Origin of the sequence: Streptococcus infantis (assembly GCF_047460875.1) — a bacterium.
Taxonomy (GTDB): Bacteria; Bacillota; Bacilli; order Lactobacillales; family Streptococcaceae; genus Streptococcus; species Streptococcus infantis_AA.
Genome location: NZ_JASHFI010000008.1, coordinates 53,004 through 71,896, shown reverse-complemented (window position 1 = coordinate 71,896; position 18,893 = coordinate 53,004). Strand labels below are relative to the sequence as shown.

At 40.1% G+C, this 18,893-nt stretch carries 25 protein-coding genes; 21 read left to right on the top strand and 4 right to left on the bottom strand.

What is annotated here, in order from left to right:
- Positions 1-54 precede the first annotated feature (54 nt).
- From QM887_RS06550 to QM887_RS06540, 3 genes are all read right to left on the bottom strand, one after another.
- A complete protein-coding gene (locus tag QM887_RS06550; RefSeq protein WP_414271045.1) occupies positions 55-708 on the bottom strand; it encodes a hypothetical protein in 654 nt (217 codons plus the stop codon).
- An 84-nt stretch (positions 709-792) separates the two neighbouring features.
- Positions 793-1,080: a hypothetical protein gene (locus QM887_RS06545; protein WP_414271044.1), complete on the bottom strand. Its 288-nt coding sequence runs from the start codon at positions 1,078-1,080 to the stop codon at positions 793-795.
- A 9-nt stretch (positions 1,081-1,089) separates the two neighbouring features.
- A complete protein-coding gene (locus tag QM887_RS06540; RefSeq protein ID WP_070460226.1) occupies positions 1,090-1,500 on the bottom strand; it encodes an HIT family protein in 411 nt (136 codons plus the stop codon).
- Between the two features lie 67 nt (positions 1,501-1,567).
- Between QM887_RS06540 and QM887_RS06535 the strand changes: the two genes are divergently transcribed.
- Both QM887_RS06535 and QM887_RS06530 read left to right on the top strand, forming a co-directional pair.
- On the top strand, positions 1,568-2,299 hold the full coding sequence (locus tag QM887_RS06535; protein ID WP_049526885.1) for an ABC transporter ATP-binding protein: 732 nt from the start codon (positions 1,568-1,570) through the stop codon (positions 2,297-2,299).
- Positions 2,296-3,345 carry an ABC transporter permease gene (locus QM887_RS06530; protein WP_414271043.1) on the top strand — a complete coding sequence of 350 codons (1,050 nt, stop codon included), beginning with the start codon at positions 2,296-2,298 and terminating at the stop codon, positions 3,343-3,345. The genes QM887_RS06535 and QM887_RS06530 overlap by 4 nt, the downstream gene beginning before the upstream one ends.
- 176 nt (positions 3,346-3,521) lie before the next feature.
- Here the strand turns inward: QM887_RS06530 and QM887_RS06525 are convergent, their stop codons facing one another.
- On the bottom strand, positions 3,522-3,851 hold the full coding sequence (locus QM887_RS06525; RefSeq protein WP_414271042.1) for a helicase BlpT: 330 nt from the start codon (positions 3,849-3,851) through the stop codon (positions 3,522-3,524).
- 278 nt (positions 3,852-4,129) lie between these two features.
- On the opposite strand from QM887_RS06525, the gene QM887_RS06520 reads away from it, so the two are divergent.
- From QM887_RS06520 to QM887_RS06430, 19 genes are all read left to right on the top strand, one after another.
- Positions 4,130-4,468: a LytTR family DNA-binding domain-containing protein gene (locus tag QM887_RS06520; protein ID WP_414271041.1), complete on the top strand. Its 339-nt coding sequence runs from the start codon at positions 4,130-4,132 to the stop codon at positions 4,466-4,468.
- A gap of 4 nt (positions 4,469-4,472) precedes the next feature.
- Positions 4,473-5,210, top strand: coding sequence for a response regulator transcription factor (locus QM887_RS06515; protein WP_414271040.1), 738 nt, complete (start codon positions 4,473-4,475; stop codon positions 5,208-5,210).
- 13 nt (positions 5,211-5,223) lie between these two features.
- Entirely contained in the window at positions 5,224-6,561 is a 1,338-nt protein-coding gene (locus QM887_RS06510; protein WP_414271039.1) for a sensor histidine kinase, read from the top strand.
- 113 nt (positions 6,562-6,674) lie between these two features.
- Positions 6,675-7,031 (top strand): hypothetical protein, encoded by a 357-nt coding sequence (locus QM887_RS06505; RefSeq protein ID WP_414271038.1) that lies wholly within the window; start codon positions 6,675-6,677, stop codon positions 7,029-7,031.
- Between the two features lie 199 nt (positions 7,032-7,230).
- On the top strand, positions 7,231-7,383 hold the full coding sequence (locus QM887_RS06500; protein WP_414271037.1) for a hypothetical protein: 153 nt from the start codon (positions 7,231-7,233) through the stop codon (positions 7,381-7,383).
- A complete protein-coding gene (locus QM887_RS06495) occupies positions 7,380-7,784 on the top strand; it encodes an immunity protein (protein WP_414271036.1) in 405 nt (134 codons plus the stop codon). Before QM887_RS06500 ends, QM887_RS06495 begins: the two co-directional genes overlap by 4 nt.
- A gap of 714 nt (positions 7,785-8,498) precedes the next feature.
- Positions 8,499-8,810 carry a role in replication gene (locus QM887_RS06490; protein WP_414271035.1) on the top strand — a complete coding sequence of 104 codons (312 nt, stop codon included), beginning with the start codon at positions 8,499-8,501 and terminating at the stop codon, positions 8,808-8,810.
- 214 nt (positions 8,811-9,024) lie between these two features.
- Complete coding sequence (locus QM887_RS06485; RefSeq protein WP_414271034.1) at positions 9,025-9,714, top strand: lysostaphin resistance A-like protein; 690 nt, start codon at positions 9,025-9,027, stop codon at positions 9,712-9,714.
- Between the two features lie 41 nt (positions 9,715-9,755).
- A complete protein-coding gene (blpZ, locus tag QM887_RS06480) occupies positions 9,756-10,004 on the top strand; it encodes an immunity protein BlpZ (protein WP_414271033.1) in 249 nt (82 codons plus the stop codon).
- A 30-nt stretch (positions 10,005-10,034) separates the two neighbouring features.
- A complete protein-coding gene (locus QM887_RS06475) occupies positions 10,035-10,646 on the top strand; it encodes a lysostaphin resistance A-like protein (RefSeq protein ID WP_414271032.1) in 612 nt (203 codons plus the stop codon).
- Positions 10,647-10,807: 161 nt separating this feature from the next.
- Positions 10,808-11,602, top strand: coding sequence for a cell cycle regulator CcrZ (gene ccrZ, locus QM887_RS06470; protein ID WP_414271031.1), 795 nt, complete (start codon positions 10,808-10,810; stop codon positions 11,600-11,602).
- Complete coding sequence (gene trmB, locus QM887_RS06465; protein ID WP_049504281.1) at positions 11,599-12,234, top strand: tRNA (guanosine(46)-N7)-methyltransferase TrmB; 636 nt, start codon at positions 11,599-11,601, stop codon at positions 12,232-12,234. The genes ccrZ and trmB overlap by 4 nt, the downstream gene beginning before the upstream one ends.
- A gap of 126 nt (positions 12,235-12,360) precedes the next feature.
- On the top strand, positions 12,361-12,840 hold the full coding sequence (gene rimP / locus QM887_RS06460) for a ribosome maturation factor RimP (protein WP_000338687.1): 480 nt from the start codon (positions 12,361-12,363) through the stop codon (positions 12,838-12,840).
- A 42-nt stretch (positions 12,841-12,882) separates the two neighbouring features.
- On the top strand, positions 12,883-14,019 hold the full coding sequence (nusA, locus tag QM887_RS06455; RefSeq protein WP_414271030.1) for a transcription termination factor NusA: 1,137 nt from the start codon (positions 12,883-12,885) through the stop codon (positions 14,017-14,019).
- 21 nt (positions 14,020-14,040) lie between these two features.
- A complete protein-coding gene (rnpM, locus tag QM887_RS06450; protein ID WP_414271029.1) occupies positions 14,041-14,334 on the top strand; it encodes an RNase P modulator RnpM in 294 nt (97 codons plus the stop codon).
- Positions 14,327-14,626 (top strand): YlxQ-related RNA-binding protein, encoded by a 300-nt coding sequence (locus QM887_RS06445; RefSeq protein ID WP_049530127.1) that lies wholly within the window; start codon positions 14,327-14,329, stop codon positions 14,624-14,626. Before rnpM ends, QM887_RS06445 begins: the two co-directional genes overlap by 8 nt.
- Positions 14,627-14,642: 16 nt before the next feature.
- Positions 14,643-17,435 (top strand): translation initiation factor IF-2, encoded by a 2,793-nt coding sequence (gene infB / locus QM887_RS06440; protein WP_414271028.1) that lies wholly within the window; start codon positions 14,643-14,645, stop codon positions 17,433-17,435.
- 167 nt (positions 17,436-17,602) lie between these two features.
- A complete protein-coding gene (gene rbfA, locus QM887_RS06435) occupies positions 17,603-17,953 on the top strand; it encodes a 30S ribosome-binding factor RbfA (RefSeq protein WP_049494957.1) in 351 nt (116 codons plus the stop codon).
- A 159-nt stretch (positions 17,954-18,112) separates the two neighbouring features.
- Entirely contained in the window at positions 18,113-18,892 is a 780-nt protein-coding gene (locus tag QM887_RS06430) for a hypothetical protein (protein ID WP_414271027.1), read from the top strand.
- Position 18,893: the final 1 nt, after the last annotated feature.

Genomic DNA, 18,893 nt, shown 5'->3' with positions numbered 1-18,893 from the left:
TTCGTGCAATCTTTAGAATTTTAGCATGGGAGAAATCATTCTCAGACTAGTCTGTTATTGATATTTTTGAGTGAGTAAGCCAGCCTCATCCATTTCCTGGATGAGTTGCTTGAATTCCGCTTCCTTACCAGTTTTAATGGTGATGGTATCAATGTGCTTAATTGCCGAATTATCCTGAATATCCACCAAGGTCAAAGCTTTTTCATAGAATGAGATCCCCTTTTTCATGCTTTCCAGATCATTTAAAGTTAGAATTGTGTAAGAAGAATGTGATTTCTTTCCATTTTCTCGGAAATACTTCTCGCCTTCCTCCTCTAAAAATTGGGATAAACCATGATTGAATAAGTTGTCTTCTACTGAATGGTAGGAAATATCTCCTGTGTTTAGGACATAGACTTTGAGTCGGTTTTTAGTGAGATTTGGACTTTCTTTTAGAACTGGGTGGCTATTGACAACCTCATCAGAGAAAGTCACATAAAAATCTAAGCCTCCACCCTCGAATTGATAGCTTCCATTTGATTCTACTTTCTCAGGAGGCAGGTCAAGGGAAATGAAGATTTGTTTTAAGGCTTCATTTCCTTCTCGGATGTCACTCGGTGAGGCCTTGAACAGATTGGCCAGTATTAGAAATGCTAGGGCTGCAAGAAGGCAGAGGCCACCACAAATAATCAGGATGATCCGCGTCAGGACTTTAAAAAACTGTTTCATTTTCATGCCCTCCCTGGTCTGTTAGGATTTGCTAACCCAAATGGATTTAAAGGGGAAATAAGGAAAATTGGAGTTTCCCTTTCCTTAGTTTTCTTCAGTTTCCTGCATTTCTTTTAGTACAGCAAGTCTCGTTTGAACATCTTTTTCCAGGACTTTAAACTTATAGGTCAAATCTTTTTGATATTCCTTGATGAGTTCTTTTTGTTGGTTGATAATTTGCAGGCTATCTTGGATGATATCCAAGTCATCCTTAATGGCTTCAACACGATCAGTAGTATCTAGAACTTCTTCAGTGATGGCTTGGCGATTTTTAACGAGGAGGTATGAACCGACTGCAGAGCCTGCAAAAAGTAGTAAATTTGATAGTTTCATAGTGACTCCTTAAGCGTTTTTGATTGTTTCAGCGACTTGAGCAAGTTTGTCGAAGTCTGGCTCATGTGCGATAAAGTCAATTTTTAGGTCGTCATCTGCACTATAGCGAGGAACGAGGTGGACATGGGTATGGAAAACCGTTTGTCCAGCAACTTCTTCACAGTTGGCGATGATATTCATACCTTCAGCTTTGGTAGCTTTCATGACTTTTTGAGCGATCTTTGGAACTTGGGCGAAAAGTTGGCTAGCGCTTGCAGCATCCATTTCTAAAAGATTGCGGTAGTGTTCTTTTGGTACGACCAAGGTGTGCCCAGGTGTTACTTGTGAGATATCAAGGAAGGCAAGAACTTGATCGTCTTCGTAAACCTTTGATGCGGGAATCTCTCCTGCGATAATTTTACAAAAAATGCAATCTGACATAAAATCTACCTCTACTGTATTGAATTTTGATATAATATAGCTACATTATACCAGATTTGGAGAAAATATGTTAGAAATTAAAAACCTGACAGGGGGCTATGTTCATGTCCCTGTCTTGAAAGATGTGTCCTTTACAGTCGAAAGTGGGCAGTTGGTCGGTTTGATTGGTTTGAATGGTGCAGGGAAATCAACGACCATCAATGAAATTATTGGACTTTTGACACCTTATAGTGGAGAAATAAACATTGACGGGCTAACCTTAGGTGCCAATCCTCGTGAATATCGTCAGCAGATTGGTTACATTCCTGAAACTCCTAGTTTGTACGAAGAATTAACTCTCAGAGAACATATCGAGACGGTTGCCATGGCCTATGGAATTGAGCAAAACCTAGCTTTTGAACGTGTAGAACCTCTTTTAAAGATGTTCCGTTTGGATCAGAAGTTAGATTGGTTTCCTGTTCATTTTTCGAAAGGGATGAAGCAGAAGGTCATGATTATCTGTGCCTTTGTTGTGGATCCGAGTCTCTTTATCGTCGATGAACCTTTCCTTGGTCTTGATCCCTTGGCAATTTCGGATTTGATTCAGCTTTTGGATCTTGAAAAGAAAAAAGGGAAGTCGATCCTCATGAGTACCCACGTTCTTGACTCTGCTGAAAAAATGTGTGATTCTTTTGTCATTCTTCATAAAGGCCAAGTGAGAGCTAAAGGGGATCTTGAAGAGCTGAGACAAGCTTTTGCTATGCCTCAAGCAAGTCTCAATGATATCTATTTGGCTTTGACCAAAGAGGAGGACCGATGAAAGACTTGTTTCTAAAGCGAAAGCAGGCTTTTCGTAAAGAGTGTGTCGGTTATCTGCGCTATGTGCTCAATGATCACTTTGTTTTGTTTTTACTGGTCTTAGTAGGTTTTCTAGCCTATCAGTATAGTCAGCTGCTCCAGCATTTTCCTGAAAATCACTTACCAATCCTAGGTTTAATTGGGATTGTCTCTGTTTTACTCTTACTTTGGGGAGGAATAGCAACCTATGTGGAAGCGCCTGATAAGCTCTTTCTCTTAGTAGCTGAAGAAGAAGTAAGGGAACATATCCAGAAGCAAAGTTTAGTTTCCTTCATCTTTTGGGTTAGTGTACAGACTCTCTTTTTGCTATTTTTTGCTCCTTTATTTTTAGCCATGGGCTTAGGCTTAGGAGTTTTTGGTATCTATGTTCTTCTGTTGGGAGTCGGGAAATATTTTTTGTTTCAGAAAAAGGCTGGCAAGTTTTTTAGTGCAAATCATCTGGACTGGGACTATGTGATTGCCCAAGAAAGTAAACGCAAGCAGTTCTTGCTTCGCTTCTTTGCCCTCTTTACCCAAGTTAAGGGAATTTCAAACAGTGTCAAGAGACGAGCTTATCTAGATTTTATCCTAAAAGCAGTCCAGAAGGTGCCGAGCAAGATTTGGCAGAACCTCTATCTTCGTTCTTATCTGCGAAATGGAGACCTCTTTGCCCTCAGTCTTCGCCTCCTCTTTCTATCTTTGCTGGCGTTGATCTTTATCGAGCAAGCTTGGATAGCCGCAGCAGTGGTGGTTTTATTTAACTATCTCTTACTCTTCCAGTTGCTGGCCCTCTATCATGCCTTTGATTATCAATATTTGACCCAACTTTTCCCGCTAGACAAGGGGCAAAAGGAAAAAGGGTTACAGGCAGTTGTCCGAGGATTGACTGGTTTTGTTTTATTGGTTCAACTGGTAGTTGGGTTGATTATCCTCCAAGAAAAACTAGCCCTTCTAGCCCTGCTTGGAGCTGGATTGGTCTTGCAAATCTTGTATCTCCCTTATCAGGTGAAACGTCAGATGCAGGACTAATACTCTTCGAAAATCTCTTCAAACCACGTCAGCTTTATCTGCAACCTCAAAGCGATGATTTGAGCAACCTGCGGCTAGCTTCCTAGTTTGCTCTTTGATTTTCATTGACTATAACATTGCTTATATGATACTAAAAAAGAAGTTGAGTTCAATCTGTCTCAGCTTCTTTTTAGTTACTACAAGATAAGGGTTGGCCCGTAGAGACTCAACTTGGTTTTGACTTGGTCAAAGTGGAAGCGGTCATAAGCTCTCCAAGCGTCGCGAGTAGGAGCATCTGGATTGAGGGCACTGAGGCCCAGGAGAAGACTGGAAGTTTGGTAAAATTTTTCCAGCTCAATCAAGAATCGATTATCCACTGTCTCAGTTTTGGAGAGAAAGCGGAGGATATTGTCCAGTTGCTCCTGAAAGCGGATATCATCAGCTGTTGCCTGTTTGCAGACTTGGTAAGCTTTGTTTAACTCAGTTATCAGTGTCTGAGCAGTTTTGATTGGGTTTGTATCCGTCATGAGAATTCCTCCTTTGTGATGGTTTTAAAGTTGTTTTAAGCCTTTGTCTTTCTATAATCCTAACCTATCACTTTTTACTCATTTTTTACTTTCAAATCTTTAATTGTCATTGAAATTTCCTGAATGGTAATAGTGGGATTTTATGATAAAATAGTTGTAAGGTTATCATAGTTATTTTGAAAAAACTTCGACTCTTTAGGAATTTTTAAGAACCGTTTAGGATTTGGCAAAAAATGATTTCTAGACTTATGGTATCCTCTCTTCAGGAGGTTTTATCCATGAGCTATATCATCATCCAAAAAGAGAAAGAAATTTTCAAATTAAACATAAAGGATATCTACTACATCCAAACGCATCCAAGGAAAGCTCATACCGTGCAGATTGTTACAGAAGACGCTAGCTTTGATCTGTTTCAAAATTTAAGCAAGCTTGAAAAACAATATGGGGAAAGCTTAACGAGATGTCATCGAAATTGTCTGGTCAACCTTGAACGAGTAAAATCCATGGAACTCCAATCAAAGACCCTCTTTCTTGGAGAAGAAGGTCAATATGCTGTTCAGTATGCCAGGCGTCGTTATAGAGAAATTCGCCAAAAATGGTTGAAACAAGGAGAGTAAGAAGATGAGAATATTTGTTTTAGAAGATGACTTTTCCCAACAAGCTAGGATTGAAACGACGATTGAAAAACTTTTGAAAGCACATCACATCATTCCCAGTTCTTTTGAAGTCTTTGGCAAGCCAGATCAATTGCTGGCAGAGGTGCATGAGAAGGGGGCCCATCAGCTATTCTTTTTGGATATTGAGATTCGAAATGAGGAGATGAAGGGTCTAGAAGTGGCTAGAAAGATTCGGGATCGGGATCCGTATGCCTTGATTGTCTTTGTGACGACTCACTCGGAGTTTATGCCCCTGTCCTTTCGCTACCAAGTGTCTGCTTTTGACTACATTGATAAGGCCTTGTCGGCAGAGGAGTTTGAATCTCGGATCGAGACAGCTCTTCTCTATGCCAATAGTCAAGACAGTAAGAGTCTGGCGGAAGATTGCTTTTACTTCAAATCAAAATTTGCCCAATTCCAGTATCCTTTTAAAGAGGTTTACTATCTCGAAACGTCGCCCAGGGCCCATCGTGTTATTCTCTATACCAAGACAGACAGGCTGGAATTTACAGCGAGTTTAGAGGAGGTTCTCAAGCAGGAACCCCGTCTCTTGCAGTGCCATCGCTCTTTTCTCATCAATCCTGCCAATGTGGTTCGTTTGGATAAAAAAGAAAAACTTCTTTACTTTCCCAATGGTGGAAGCTGTATGATAGCGCGTTATAAGGTCAGGGAAGTGTCTGAAGCTATCAATAACTTGCATTGAGCTAGGAGAGTTTATGAATATTGCTTGGATATTATTGTATACACTTATTACTCATGGACTAGAAATTGTCATTTTCTTTAAGGTGGATGGAATTAGTCTCACTTTTGAGAGGATTTTTAAAGCCTTTCTTTTTAAGATACTGTTGGCCTTTGTTTTTTTAATGATTGGCTATATGGTAGGAGATAGTTTCCTATTTTATTTTATGGAACCCTTGTATGGCATCGGCTTGTCTTTCTTACTGTTAAGAGGGCTTCCTAAAAAACTCCTCTTCTTTTATGGTCTCTTTCCAATGATATTGGTGAATCTCTTTTATAGAGGGGTCTCCTATTTTGTGCTTCCATTTTGGGGACAAGAAATTGTAGATAAAGATAGCAATCCTATCTTTTTATTGATGACGATATTCGTTTGCTTCATAGTTTTAGTCTTTTTGAAATGGTTGGACTATGATTTCACTAACTTGAGAAAGGAGATTCTAGATAAAGGTTTTCAAAAGTCCCTGACTAAGATTAACTGGATAATGGGGGCTTACTATCTAGTGATGCAAAGTCTGTCTTTCTTTGAATATGAACAAGGTATTCAATCAACGACTGTTCGCCATCTCATCCTAGTGTTTTATCTACTCTTTTTTATGGGGATTATCAAGAAGCTGGATACCTATTTGAAGGACAAACTCCATGAGAGATTGGACCAAGAGCAGGCCTTGCGCTACAGAGATATGGAACGCTATAGTCGGCATATAGAGGAACTTTACAAGGAAGTGCGGAGTTTTCGTCATGACTACACCAACCTCTTGACCAGCTTACGTCTGGGTATTGAAGAGGAGGATATGGAGCAGATAAAAGAGGTCTACGACTCTGTCTTGAAGGATTCTAGTGAAAAATTGCAGGATAATAAATATGACCTGGGCAGATTGGTGAATGTTCGTGACCGTGCCCTCAAAAGTCTCCTAGCTGGAAAATTTATAAAAGCCAGAGAAAAGGATATTGTCTTTAATGTCGAAGTTCCTGAGGAAATTCAAGTCGAGAGTATGAGCCTGCTTGATTTTCTAACCATTGTGTCTATCCTTTGTGACAATGCTATTGAAGCTAGTCTAGAGACCAGTCGACCTCGCGTTTCAATTGCCTTTTTAAAAAATGGAGCACAGGAGACCTTTATCATTGAAAACTCCATCAAAGAAGAGGGCATAGATGTTTCAAAAATCTTCTCCTTTGGAGTTAGTTCTAAAGGGGAGAACCGAGGGGTTGGTCTCTATACTGTCATGAAGATTGTGGAAAGTTATCCCAATGCCAGTCTCAATACCACCTGTCAAGATCAAGTCTTTCGTCAGGTTTTGGCGGTTCATTTGCTGTAAACTTCTGATTAGAAAATGTGTGAACAAGAGGACCTAGGCATTTTAGGTTGAAAAACATTGCAACGATTTGTCCTTATCCAGCCTGACTTTTTATAATATTCGAGGAAAAATAAATGAACCAGAAATCTTATTTTATAGCTTGTTCTGTACTGATTATCCTATCCAATCTTCTCATGTTTTCTCTAGTCAATGAGGGAGAAGGTACAGGAGCTAATCTGATTATAATTGTTGCAACCTGTGTATTGCTACCAGCATTTTTACATGCAGTTGAAAATCAGCAGACATCATTGGTTAGGGCAGAATCCTTACTCCTCATTCAGATGGCAGTGGTGTCCTTAGTCCGTCTCATCAGCCGAATAGAAAGGACACCTGAAATCTTACATACAGGCCTCACTCTTCTAGTTTTAGCAAGCTGGGTAGCATTTATCGTCCTAGCTATTATGAGAATGTATCAGAAAAAAGGGAAGTAAAGATGAGTGCATTTTAATTTGTTATGTTTTATTTGGGCAAGCATATTTTCCGTGCTTGCTTTTTTCATCTTTTCTACAATTTAGGAGGTTTTGACGACCATTCATGATTTGAGTGATCCAAGGTCAAAATGAGTGCTATACTAGCAGTGTAAAGGATATAGCTCAACTAAAATAAAGCACACATTTAAGAGGAAATCTTATGAAGAAAAAAATACTTGTCATTTTCATCTTGTATCTAATCATGTCTCCGCTTGGGGAGAGTAATTGGTATCATTTATTTTATACCATAGCCTATCTGATTGCAGTTATGATCTATTTTGCTATCATTAAAAAGAAAGGAGCAAAGAAATGAAAACTTTTCTTGCTAAAAAACGGAACATCTTCCTTGCGAGATTGTTCCTAGGTCAGTTACCTGTACTGATCTCTACTTATTTATTTCTATCTCGTCAGTTTTTACATTTTTCCTTGGTTTTCCAATTGCTTCTGGTGATTATCAACTTGTCTTCTATTTTGGTGATTGTTTACCTCACTAGAGAAATGAGAGTGAGAAAGTTTGAAGATGATGAGTTGGTCAATCCTAGAACCAATCAACTCATGTTCATCGGATTGACAGGCTTTATGTCGATTATCGGTTTGTATAGGGGTATGACGGCGGCAGAATCCTATCAACAACTGATTGGTTATATTGCTTCTGTTCTCTGCTTAATCATCATGCTGCTGCTCATTTGGGGTTTGAAGTATTATAAAAAGTAAGATCACAAAAAGAACTTACAGGCAGTGTGTTCAGACTACGGGATTTTTCAAGAGGGGTTCTTGCAATTTAAGAGTTTTTGATGACCATTTAAGATTTGGATGCAAAGCCTAAAAAAGTAGTGCTATACTAAAAGTGAAAAATCACAAGGATACCAATGCTAAACTGAAATAAAGGAGTGATTCTTATGGCGAAAAAAATAATTACGATTGTCATCTTGTATGTAATCATGCAAACTTGTCTTTATCCGCTTAGGGGAAATGAGTGGTATTATGTAATGGATGCACTAGCATACTTTGCTTCGGTTTTTATCTTCGTTCAGTTCAATAAAAAAATGGAGAAAAGCCACTTTGAATCTTGAACATAGAAGTTTTATAGGTCTGTAATGGATCATCTAAATAGAATGAATAGTTTTAAATTAATATCTGCTAAGGATCATCTGTAAAATGCAAAATTCTTGAATCCTTATTTTGATGATTCTAAAAGGAGGAATCATATGAAAAAGTATGTCGAATTGTTAGATTTATTTGCTCGAGTTGTAATAATATTGCTATCTCTTGTTCTTTGTATAAGAGTACTCATGATTTCAACAGAACTCTGGAGACATGTTCTTGTACTGGTAAGTACCCCTGTTACGATCTATAGTCTGGTAAAACATAGACCAGGCAAGAAGAACATAAAAACCCTGTGAGAATCTTAAAAGAAAGATTAAAAAGATGCAAGCAAAATATAAAAATCAAATAGTAGAAGTTTGGGAAATTGGTAAAGATACTCCTAAACCAGGTTGGGTAGAAGACGCCTTGCAAAAGAATTACATAGTATGGCTAGACAATCATGTCCGAATTTTAATGGCAGGCCTTCAGTCTTCTCTTGCAACCAATCTCAAAATTGGCCTAGTCGGAACGGCAGGAGGAGGTTTTGCTGGTTATAGTATGTATGTCCTTGGCTATCCAGGAGATTATCTTGACCTCACGAATCATAGAGTGGTATCTGCCAAAGCTTTTCATCGAGACTATCAAGTTTTATAAAATGATTAGGTAGAAAAAGGATGATGGTCTATCATTTTGAAAAGAATTGACTGCCTAGATGATGAAAAATATAAAGTTTTTAACAGCAACAAAAGTACACAAGGGTAGATGTATTGGCTTATCAAAGTCATGGTGATAGCTACCGAGACTGAATGCTGGAGGATTAAATGATAATTGATGGCAGCTACGATAGCAAAGCTATGAGGGAGTTTCTATGAAAAAATATCCTATTCTTTTCAAAACGAGTGCAGTTCTTTCCTATTTATTTTTGTTTTTCGGGTTGTCTTGGACAACCCAATTTTGGAGAAATTATTGGGAGTTCTCGTCTTGGGTAGGAAATCTTATCTGGATTCGAAACATCATCAGTGTTCTCTTTATCGGTTTGATGATGTGGTTCTTGGTTAGGTCGGGCCATGCTTATCTCTTTCGTATCCCTAGGAAAAAGTGGTTGAGTTATTCTGTTCTGACGATGTTAGTAGCTGTCGTTCTTATAAGCTTTAACTATCTGACAGCTAAACATGTTCAGGGGACAAACGAAGGTTGGAATTTGTTTATTGCTTATAGTGAGACCAATTTTGCAGAGTTCGGAGTTTACCTAACCTTAATAGTACTAGGACCTCTGATGGAAGAATTGGTATGTAGGGGACTGCTTCAACATGCCTTCTTTAAGAATTCAAGATGGGGACTGGATATTCTATTTCCGTCGGTTTTGTTCGCCTTACCCCATTTTTCAAGTTTTCCTAGTCTACTAGACCTTCTGGTTTATACAGCAGTTGGATGTATATTTGGTGGTTTGACACGCTATACAAAGACTATCTATCCTTCTTACACGATTCATATTGTTAATAATATCATCGCAAACTTACCATTTTTGCTCACTTTTCTACATAGGGTCTTGGGGTAAAAAATCAAAAGTCTTACTTTTCAGCCATAGAGGAGGTCATCATGTATAAACACTTGTTTTTCCTAGATTCAAAAACCTTAGACTGGTTGACACCCTATATTCTAGATTTGGCTTCCGACACCATTGCCTTTAACGTTTTTGTGCTCACCTTTGTATCTGTGATGGTCTTTTATTTCCTGAATCCTGTGCTATCTTTAATGGCTATCTTCTTAGGGGGTGGTTATGTGGTTGGATTTTGGTTACTCAAATGGTTTGTTTTGGAAAGGTTAGAGCTTAAGGATGACGTGTAGGGAAGTCTGTTTGTTGAGGAGGATAATTTTATGGAGTTTTTTGATAAATTTCATGCCTTTTGTTTTGGATTTTTAGTACTACTAATCGTCATTACAGTTCCTTATACGATTAACCATGGGGATTTTTTTCAAAATGAGTCTGCATTGATTATTGTAAGTCTTCTAGTAACCTCTCTGAGTGTTGCTTATGCTAGAAAGTTTGAAATGATTTCTTTTGGGATGTTAAGCAAGAAACAAGTTTTGCTGTTCATTGTAACCTTTCTTCTAAGTGTGCTTGAGACGCTAGTTTATATTCATTTTTTCGCTGTTTCTTCTGGAGCAGGAGTTCAACACTTGGAGGAAGTCAGCAGAGGAATTTCTCTGTCTTTGATTTTGACTACCTCAGTTTTTGGACCCATCCAGGAGGAACTCATTTTCAGGGGACTTCTTCAAGGTGCGGTTTTTGAAAATTCTTGGTTAGGGCTTGTGCTAACTTCCTCTCTCTTTTCTTTCATGCATGGACCTTCTAATGTCCCTTCGTTTATTTTTTATCTACTTGGGGGCTTGTTACTGGGCTTTGCTTATAAAAAGAGCCAAAATCTATGGGTTTCTACTCTAGTCCACATGTTTTACAACAGTTGGCCACTCTTATTTTATTTATAAAAATCATGAAAGGTAAGTAGGAGATTGTGCTTACCTTTTTCTTTCTATAATGATAACCCGACCCACCCCAGAGGCTTTTATTTGAGAATCAGGTCTGGACTGGTTGACGAATAGGCTAAAAACTAGTAGAATAGTAAGGAAACTTTATACGGAGGAAAGAAATGGACTTGGGTGATATTGAGCTAACGCTGACCCCTATACCTGGGAAAAGCGGGAAAGCTTATATGGGAAGCTACCCTAATGGGAAGCGCGTCTTTATTAAAATGAACACCTCTCCAATCCTACCTGGTTTAGCCAAGGAACAAATCGCTCCTCAATTATTATGGACTCGCCGTTTATCGGATGGGCGTGATATGTGTGCCCAAGAATGGTTGAATGGTAAAATTTTGACCCCTTATGATATGAATCGCAAGCAGATTATCAATATTCTGAGTCGCTTGCATCGTTCGCGTCCTTTGATGACGCAATTGACTCGTTTGGGCTATTCTTTAGAAACACCTTTTGACTTGCTTCAGGCTTGGTTAAAAGATGCTCCAGAATCCTTGAAGAACAATCAATATCTAAGAATGGTAGTAGAGGATTTGCGAGGAAGCTTGCCAAACTTTAGGGAAGATTATGCAACGATCGTTCATGGAGATGTACGACATAGTAATTGGATTGAGACAGAGAGCGGTCTTATTTATTTAGTGGATTGGGATTCCGTTCGTTTAACGGATCGCATGTTTGATGTGGCGCATATGCTATGTCACTATATTCCAGACTATCAGTGGAAAGAGTGGTTGACTTATTACGGTTATAAATACAACCAAACAGTCATCAGCAAACTATTTTGGTATGCTCAGTTATCCTTCTTGAGCCAGATTGCCAAATATTATACAAATGAAGATCTAGAAAATGTCAATCGGGAGATTTATGCCTTGCGTATCTTCCGTGACAAGTATGGAAAGAAGAGATGAGAGTTAGAAATCGTAAAGGGGCAACAGAATTACTAGAGGCTAATCCTCAGTATGTTGTCTTAAATCCTTTAGAAGCCAAAGGAAAATGGCGAGATTTATTTGGAAATGACAATCCTATCCATGTTGAGGTTGGTAGTGGTAAGGGTGCTTTTGTGACAGGTATGGCCAAACAAAACCCTAATATCAACTATATCGGGATTGATATTCAAAAGTCTGTTTTGAGTTATGCCTTGGACAAGGTTTTGGAAGTCGCTGTACCCAATATTAAGTTGTTGTGGGTTGATGGTTCTGATTTGACCGACTACTTTGAAGATGGTGAGATTGATCGCTTATACCTAAACTTTTCAGATCCGTGGCCTAAAAAGCGCCATGAAAAGCGTCGTCTAACCTATAAAAGTTTCTTGGATACCTTCAAGCGTATCTTGCCTGAACACGGTGAGATTCATTTCAAGACAGATAACCGTGGCTTATTTGAATATAGCTTAGTGAGTTTTTCTCAATACGGCATGAAGCTCAATGGAGTTTGGTTGGACTTGCACGCCAGCGACTTTGAAGGTAATGTCATGACAGAATATGAAGAAAAATTCTCAAGTAAGGGTCAGGTCATCTATCGAGTTGAGGCAGAATTTTAAGAAAAAGCTTAAAATCAAGCCTTCTGAGTGCTTATACTTTACATAAGTAGTCAAAAGTGCTATACTATAAGTAAGAATATGAGAAAGTGAGGCGGGGAAATATCTTCGCCTCTTGCTTATGAGGAGGTGGACGCAATCGCAACTATCGTAGAATTAGTCAGAGAAGTCGTAGAACCTGTCATTGAAGCTCCCTTTGAACTCGTGGATATCGAGTACGGAAAGATTGGCAGTGACATGATTCTTAGTATTTTTGTAGATAAACCAGAGGGAATTACCTTGAACGACACAGCGGACTTGACAGAGATTATCAGTCCTGTCCTAGATACTATCAAGCCAGATCCCTTCCCAGAACAATATTTCCTAGAAATCACCAGCCCAGGCTTGGAACGTCCTTTGAAAACCAAGGAAGCAGTCGCTGGAGCAGTTGGGAAATACATCCATGTTGGACTTTACCAAGCCATCGATAAGCAAAAGGTCTTTGAAGGAACCTTGCTAGCCTTTGAAGAGGATGAGTTGACTATGGAATATATGGACAAGACACGTAAGAAAACGGTCCAAATCCCATACAGTTTGGTGTCAAAAGCACGTTTAGCAGTAAAATTATAGTAAAAGAAAGGAAGCTTTTGAAGATTCAAAAGTGAATAGAAGATGAGTAAAGAAATGCTAGAGGCCTTCCGCATTTTGGAAGAAGACAAGGGAATCAAAAAAGAAGACATCATTGATGCAGTGGTGGAATCGCTTCGTTCAGCCTATCGCAGACGCTATGGGCAGTCTGATAGCGTAGCCATTGATTTCAACGAAAAGACAGGTGACTTTACAGTTTATACTGTCCGTGAAGTTGTTGATGAAGTATTTGATAGCCGTTTGGAAATCAGCTTAAAAGATGCTCTTGCCATTAACTCAGCTTACGAGCTTGGGGACAAGATTAAATTTGAAGAAGCACCAGGTGAGTTTGGTCGTGTAGCAGCTCAATCTGCCAAACAAACCATCATGGAAAAAATGCGCAAGCAAACACGTGCCATTACCTACAATACTTACAAAGAGCATGAGCAAGAAATTATGTCAGGTACAGTGGAGCGCTTCGACAATCGCTTTATCTATGTCAACCTTGGCAGCATCGAAGCTCAATTGTCAAAACAAGACCAAATTCCTGGAGAAGTTTTTGCTTCTCATGATCGTATCGAAGTTTATGTCTACAAGGTTGAAGACAATCCTCGTGGTGTGAACGTATTTGTGAGTCGTAGCCATCCAGAAATGATTAAACGTTTGATGGAACAAGAAATTCCTGAGGTCTATGACGGAACTGTTGAAATCATGAGTGTTGCTCGTGAAGCAGGTGACCGTACCAAGGTTGCTGTTCGTAGCCATAATCCAAACGTGGATGCGATCGGGACAATCGTCGGACGTGGTGGTGCTAACATCAAGAAAATTACTAGCAAATTCCACCCAGCTCGCTACGATGCCAAGAGCGATCGTATGGTTCCAATCGAAGAAAACATCGACGTTATCGAATGGGTAGCCGATCCAGCTGAATTTATCTACAACGCTATCGCTCCTGCAGAAGTTGACCAAGTTATCTTTGATGAAAACGACAGCAAGCGTGCCTTGGTCGTTGTGCCAGATAACAAGCTTTCTCTTGCCATCGGTCGCCGTGGACAAAATGTTCGTTTGGCAGCTCATTTGACAGGATATCGTATCGATATCAAGTCTGCCAGTGAGTTTGAAGCCATGGAAGAAGCTGATTTGGTAGACTTGGAAGCAGAAAACGATACTGTTGAAGAATAAAAACTGCTAGAGGAGGGAAAGATGAAAACGAGAAAAATCCCTTTGCGCAAGTCTGTTGTTTCTAATGAAGTGATTGATAAGCGAGATTTACTCCGTATTGTCAAGAACAAAGAAGGGCAGGTCTTTATTGACCCGACAGGTAAGGCTAATGGTCGGGGCGCTTATATCAAGCTAGACAATGCAGAAGCCCTAGAGGCTAAAAAGAAAAAAGTCTTTAACCGTAGCTTTAGTATGGAAGTTGAAGAAAGCTTTTATGACGAGTTGATTGCCTATGTCAATCACAAAGTGAAAAGAAGAGAGTTAGGACTTGAATAAACAAAAAATTACCAATCTCTTGGGACTTGCTCAAAGAGCAGGGAAAATCATCTCGGGTGAAGAAATGGTTGTCAAGGCCATTCAAGACCAGAAAGTAAAGCTAGTATTTCTAGCTCATGATGCCGCTCCCAACCTGACCAAGAAGATTCAGGATAAAAGTCATTATTATCAAGTAGAAGTTATTACCGTGTTTTCAACACTGGAATTAAGCATAGCAGTCGGAAAATCAAGAAAGGTTTTGGCTGTGACAGATGCTGGATTTACAAAGAAAATGAGGTCTCTTATGGAATAGAAGAGGAGGACATGATTTGTCTAAGAAAAGATTGTACGAAATCGCAAAAGAACTTGGAAAAGAAAGTAAGGAAGTTGTAGCGCGTGCAAAAGAGTTGGGTTTGGATGTGAAAAGCCACTCATCAAGTGTGGAAGAAGCTATCGCTGCAAAAATAGCTGCCAGCTTTAAGTCTGCTGCTTCGAAAGTAGAAGCAAAAGCTGCAGAACCAAAAGCAAGTACAGAAAAGAAAGCCGAAAAATCTGAGCCAGCTAAACCAGCTGTGGCTAAGGAAGAGGTAAAACCAGCAGCAGCGGTTGCCCCTAAAGAAGAAAGAGTGGCGCCAGTAAAACCGCAGAGTCGAAACTTTAAGGCTGAGCGTGAAGCTCGTGCAAAAGAGCAGGCTGAACGACGCAAGCAAAATAAGGGCAATAACCGTGACCATCAACAAAATGGGAATCGTCAAAAAAATGATAACCGTAATGGTGGTAAACAAGGTCAAGGCAATCGTGACAACCGTCGATTCAATGATCAAGGTAAAAAACAACAAGGTCAGCAAAATCGCGGAAATGATCGCCGCCAGCAAGAGGACAAACGTCCAAATCAAGCAGGCCCTCGCATTGACTTTAAAGCCCGTGCAGCTGCTCTAAAGGCAGAGCAAAATGCAGAATATGCTCGTTCAAGTGAGGAACGCTTCAAGCAAACTCAAGCAGCTAAAGAAGCCTTGGCCCAAGCAAACAAACGCAAGGAACCTGAGGAAATCTTTGAAGAAGCTGCTAAATTGGCTGAACAAGTACAGCAAGTTCAACCAGTGGTTGAAGTAGCTCCTGCAGCTAAAGAACCTGTAGTGGATACACGTCGTAAGAAACAAGCCCGACCAGACAAAGAACGTGACGATTTTGATCACGAAGAAGATGGTCCTAGAAAACAACAAAAGAATCGAAGTAGTCAAAATCAAGTGAGAAATCAAAGAAATAGTAACTGGAACAATAACAAAAAGAATAAAAAAGGCAATAACAAAAACAACCGTAGTCAGGCACCAAAACCTGTTACAGAGCGTAAGTTCCATGAATTGCCAACAGAATTTGAATATACAGATGGTATGACCGTCGCGGAAATTGCAAAACGTATCAAGCGCGAACCAGCTGAGATTGTTAAGAAACTCTTCATGATGGGCGTGATGGCGACACAAAACCAGTCCTTAGACGGTGAAACAATCGAACTCCTCATGGTAGATTACGGTATTGATGCTAAACAAAAGGTTGAAGTGGACAATGCTGATATCGAACGTTTCTTCGCTGAAGATGGTTATCTCAATGAAGATGAACTTGTAGAGCGTCCACCAGTTGTTACCATCATGGGACACGTTGACCATGGTAAGACAACACTCCTAGATACCCTTCGTAACTCTCGTGTTGCGACAGGTGAAGCAGGTGGAATCACTCAGCATATCGGTGCCTACCAAATCGTTGAAAATGGCAAGAAGATTACCTTCCTTGATACACCAGGACACGCGGCCTTTACCTCAATGCGTGCGCGTGGTGCCTCTGTTACCGATATTACTATCTTGGTCGTAGCGGCAGATGACGGGGTAATGCCTCAAACTATCGAAGCCATTAACCACTCAAAAGCGGCGAATGTTCCAATCATCGTTGCCATTAACAAGATTGATAAACCAGGTGCTAATCCAGAACGTGTTATCGGTGAATTGGCTGAACATGGTGTTATGTCAACAGCTTGGGGTGGCGATTCTGAGTTTGTTGAAATCTCAGCTAAATTCAACCAAAATATCGATGAACTCTTGGAAACTGTTCTACTTGTGGCTGAAATCCAAGAACTCAAAGCAGATCCAACAGTTCGTGCCATTGGTACTGTTATTGAAGCTCGTTTGGATAAAGGAAAAGGTGCAGTTGCAACCCTCCTTGTTCAACAAGGTACTTTGAACGTTCAAGATCCAATCGTTGTCGGAAATACCTTCGGACGTGTCCGTGCCATGACCAACGACCTTGGACGTCGTGTGAAGGTTGCAGGACCATCAACACCAGTATCGATCACTGGTTTGAACGAAGCGCCAATGGCGGGTGACCACTTTGCCGTTTATGAAGATGAAAAATCAGCTCGTGCAGCTGGTGAAGAACGTGCTAAACGTGCTCTTATGAAGCAACGTCAAGCTACACAACGTGTCAGCCTTGAAAATCTCTTTGATACCCTTAAAGCTGGCGAACTCAAGTCAGTTAACGTCATTATCAAAGCAGACGTACAAGGTTCTGTTGAAGCACTTTCTGCCTCACTTCAAAAAATTGATGTTGAGGGCGTGAAAGTTACTATCGTCCATGCAGCTGTCGGTGCCATCAACGAATCTGACGTGACTCTTGCCGAGGCTTCAAATGCCTTTATCGTTGGTTTCAACGTACGTCCTACACCACAAGCTCGTCAACAAGCAGAAGCAGACGATGTAGAAATCCGTCTCCACAGCATCATCTACAAGGTGATCGAAGAGATGGAAGAAGCCATGAAAGGGATGCTTGACCCAGAATTTAAAGAAAAAGTTATTGGTGAAGCGATCATCCGCGAAACCTTCAAGGTATCTAAAGTGGGAACAATCGGAGGATTCATGGTTACCAGCGGTAAAGTTACCCGTGACTCTAAAGTCCGTGTTATCCGTGATGGTGTTGTTATTTACGATGGCGCTCTAGCTAGCTTGAAACACTATAAAGATGACGTTAAAGAAGTTACAAACGGCCGTGAAGGTGGTCTCATGATTGACGGCTACAATGATCTTAAGATGGATGATGTGATTGAAGCCTACATCATGGAAGAAATCAAACGATAATAGAGAAACGATAGCCGATTTGACTCGTCGTCAACAGCGCCTTGATGAACCCGTAGTTCTATCTAAGGCTTGTTTCCTAGATTCAAATGGCTCTAGTTCCTCTATCTACTAGACAAAGCTAGGTCTGCTGGCCTAGCTTTTGGTTCAATTGAGAGAAAGGAAGAAATATGGCAAATCATTTCCGCACGGATCGTGTGGGCATGGAGATCAAGCGCGAAGTCAATGAGATTTTGCAAAAGAAAGTCCGTGACCCGCGTGTCCAAGGTGTGACCATCACTGATGTTCAGATGCTAGGAGACTTATCTATGGCTAAGGTTTACTACACTATTTTGAGTAACCTTGCTTCAGATAATCAAAAAGCTCAAGTCGGACTTGAAAAAGCAACTGGTACTATCAAACGTGAACTTGGTCACAATTTGAAATTATACAAAATTCCAGACTTAACTTTCGTCAAAGACGAATCCATCGAATATGGAAACAAGATTGACGAGATGCTACGCAATCTGGATAAAAACTAAGAAGAAAGAGGGGTAACCCTCTTTTTTGTGTGTCTATAAGTAGGTCATGCTCTAGTCAGATTAGATGAGTAGAAATCAAGAAAATTAATCTTGAAAATATCATTTATTCCATAAATATGATAAGATAAAGCTTGATATGAATGAAAAATGGAGATAGAGATGGCTAAAGAAGATGTGGCGATGCAAGTGTTGCAACAGGTAGTAAAACTTCCTGTCGTCAAAGTGAACCGGTCAAAATTTTTAATGGACAAATTCTCTAAGGAAGTGGCTTCAAAGGATATTCCTAGATTATTGGAAGAAGGGCCGACAGCTTTATTACCTCAGGAAACCTTAGATCGAGTGGCCAATGCCTGTATTAAAGATAATGTTTTGCTAGCAAGTGGGACATCTGTTTTGGCTGGATTACCTGGCGGTCTTGCCATGGCGGTTACTATACCAGCAGATGTAGCCCAGTTTTACGCATTTTCACTGAAACTAGCTCAGGAGCTAGGCTATATTTACGGCTATGATGATCTTTGGGCTTCACGAAATGAGCTGAGTGAAGAAGCCAAAAATACGCTCTTGCTCTATCTGGGAGTGATGTTGGGAGTAAATGGTGCGGGCGCTCTCCTTCGTTCTGGTGGTGTTACAGTTGCTAAGCAAGTGATGAAAATCGTAAACAAAAAGGCTTTGACAAAGCCTCTTTGGTATCCAATTTTGGAAAAAGTTCTGAAAATCTTTGGAGTGAATCTGACCAAGGGAGGATTGGCTAAGGGGATGGGGAAAGTTATTCCTATCTTAGGTGGAGTCCTATCAGGTGGTTTAACCTTTGCGACTATGAAACCCATGGGAGAAAGATTGCAAAAAGAATTGTCCAAATTGATTAACTACGATGAAGCACAATATCAAAGAGATGTTGCCACTATCCGAAAAGAAGTGGAAATCATCGAAGGAGAATGAC

Coding starts and splice junctions, on each gene's coding strand:
- QM887_RS06545 (WP_414271044.1), bottom strand. CDS start 1,080: ATGAAACTATCAAATTTACTACTTTTTGCAGGCTCTGCAGTCGGTTCA.
- QM887_RS06500 (WP_414271037.1), top strand. CDS start 7,231: ATGAAGAAAAAAATACTTGTCATTTTCATCTTGTATCTAATCATGTCT.
- QM887_RS06550 (WP_414271045.1), bottom strand. CDS start 708: ATGAAACAGTTTTTTAAAGTCCTGACGCGGATCATCCTGATTATTTGT.
- nusA (WP_414271030.1), top strand. CDS start 12,883: ATGAGTAAAGAAATGCTAGAGGCCTTCCGCATTTTGGAAGAAGACAAG.
- QM887_RS06430 (WP_414271027.1), top strand. CDS start 18,113: ATGGCTAAAGAAGATGTGGCGATGCAAGTGTTGCAACAGGTAGTAAAA.
- rnpM (WP_414271029.1), top strand. CDS start 14,041: ATGAAAACGAGAAAAATCCCTTTGCGCAAGTCTGTTGTTTCTAATGAA.
- QM887_RS06495 (WP_414271036.1), top strand. CDS start 7,380: ATGAAAACTTTTCTTGCTAAAAAACGGAACATCTTCCTTGCGAGATTG.
- QM887_RS06490 (WP_414271035.1), top strand. CDS start 8,499: ATGCAAGCAAAATATAAAAATCAAATAGTAGAAGTTTGGGAAATTGGT.
- QM887_RS06525 (WP_414271042.1), bottom strand. CDS start 3,851: ATGACGGATACAAACCCAATCAAAACTGCTCAGACACTGATAACTGAG.
- QM887_RS06510 (WP_414271039.1), top strand. CDS start 5,224: ATGAATATTGCTTGGATATTATTGTATACACTTATTACTCATGGACTA.
- ccrZ (WP_414271031.1), top strand. CDS start 10,808: ATGGACTTGGGTGATATTGAGCTAACGCTGACCCCTATACCTGGGAAA.
- QM887_RS06530 (WP_414271043.1), top strand. CDS start 2,296: ATGAAAGACTTGTTTCTAAAGCGAAAGCAGGCTTTTCGTAAAGAGTGT.
- rbfA (WP_049494957.1), top strand. CDS start 17,603: ATGGCAAATCATTTCCGCACGGATCGTGTGGGCATGGAGATCAAGCGC.
- QM887_RS06515 (WP_414271040.1), top strand. CDS start 4,473: ATGAGAATATTTGTTTTAGAAGATGACTTTTCCCAACAAGCTAGGATT.
- QM887_RS06485 (WP_414271034.1), top strand. CDS start 9,025: ATGAAAAAATATCCTATTCTTTTCAAAACGAGTGCAGTTCTTTCCTAT.
- QM887_RS06520 (WP_414271041.1), top strand. CDS start 4,130: ATGAGCTATATCATCATCCAAAAAGAGAAAGAAATTTTCAAATTAAAC.
- QM887_RS06535 (WP_049526885.1), top strand. CDS start 1,568: ATGTTAGAAATTAAAAACCTGACAGGGGGCTATGTTCATGTCCCTGTC.
- QM887_RS06540 (WP_070460226.1), bottom strand. CDS start 1,500: ATGTCAGATTGCATTTTTTGTAAAATTATCGCAGGAGAGATTCCCGCA.
- QM887_RS06475 (WP_414271032.1), top strand. CDS start 10,035: ATGGAGTTTTTTGATAAATTTCATGCCTTTTGTTTTGGATTTTTAGTA.
- trmB (WP_049504281.1), top strand. CDS start 11,599: ATGAGAGTTAGAAATCGTAAAGGGGCAACAGAATTACTAGAGGCTAAT.
- blpZ (WP_414271033.1), top strand. CDS start 9,756: ATGTATAAACACTTGTTTTTCCTAGATTCAAAAACCTTAGACTGGTTG.
- QM887_RS06505 (WP_414271038.1), top strand. CDS start 6,675: ATGAACCAGAAATCTTATTTTATAGCTTGTTCTGTACTGATTATCCTA.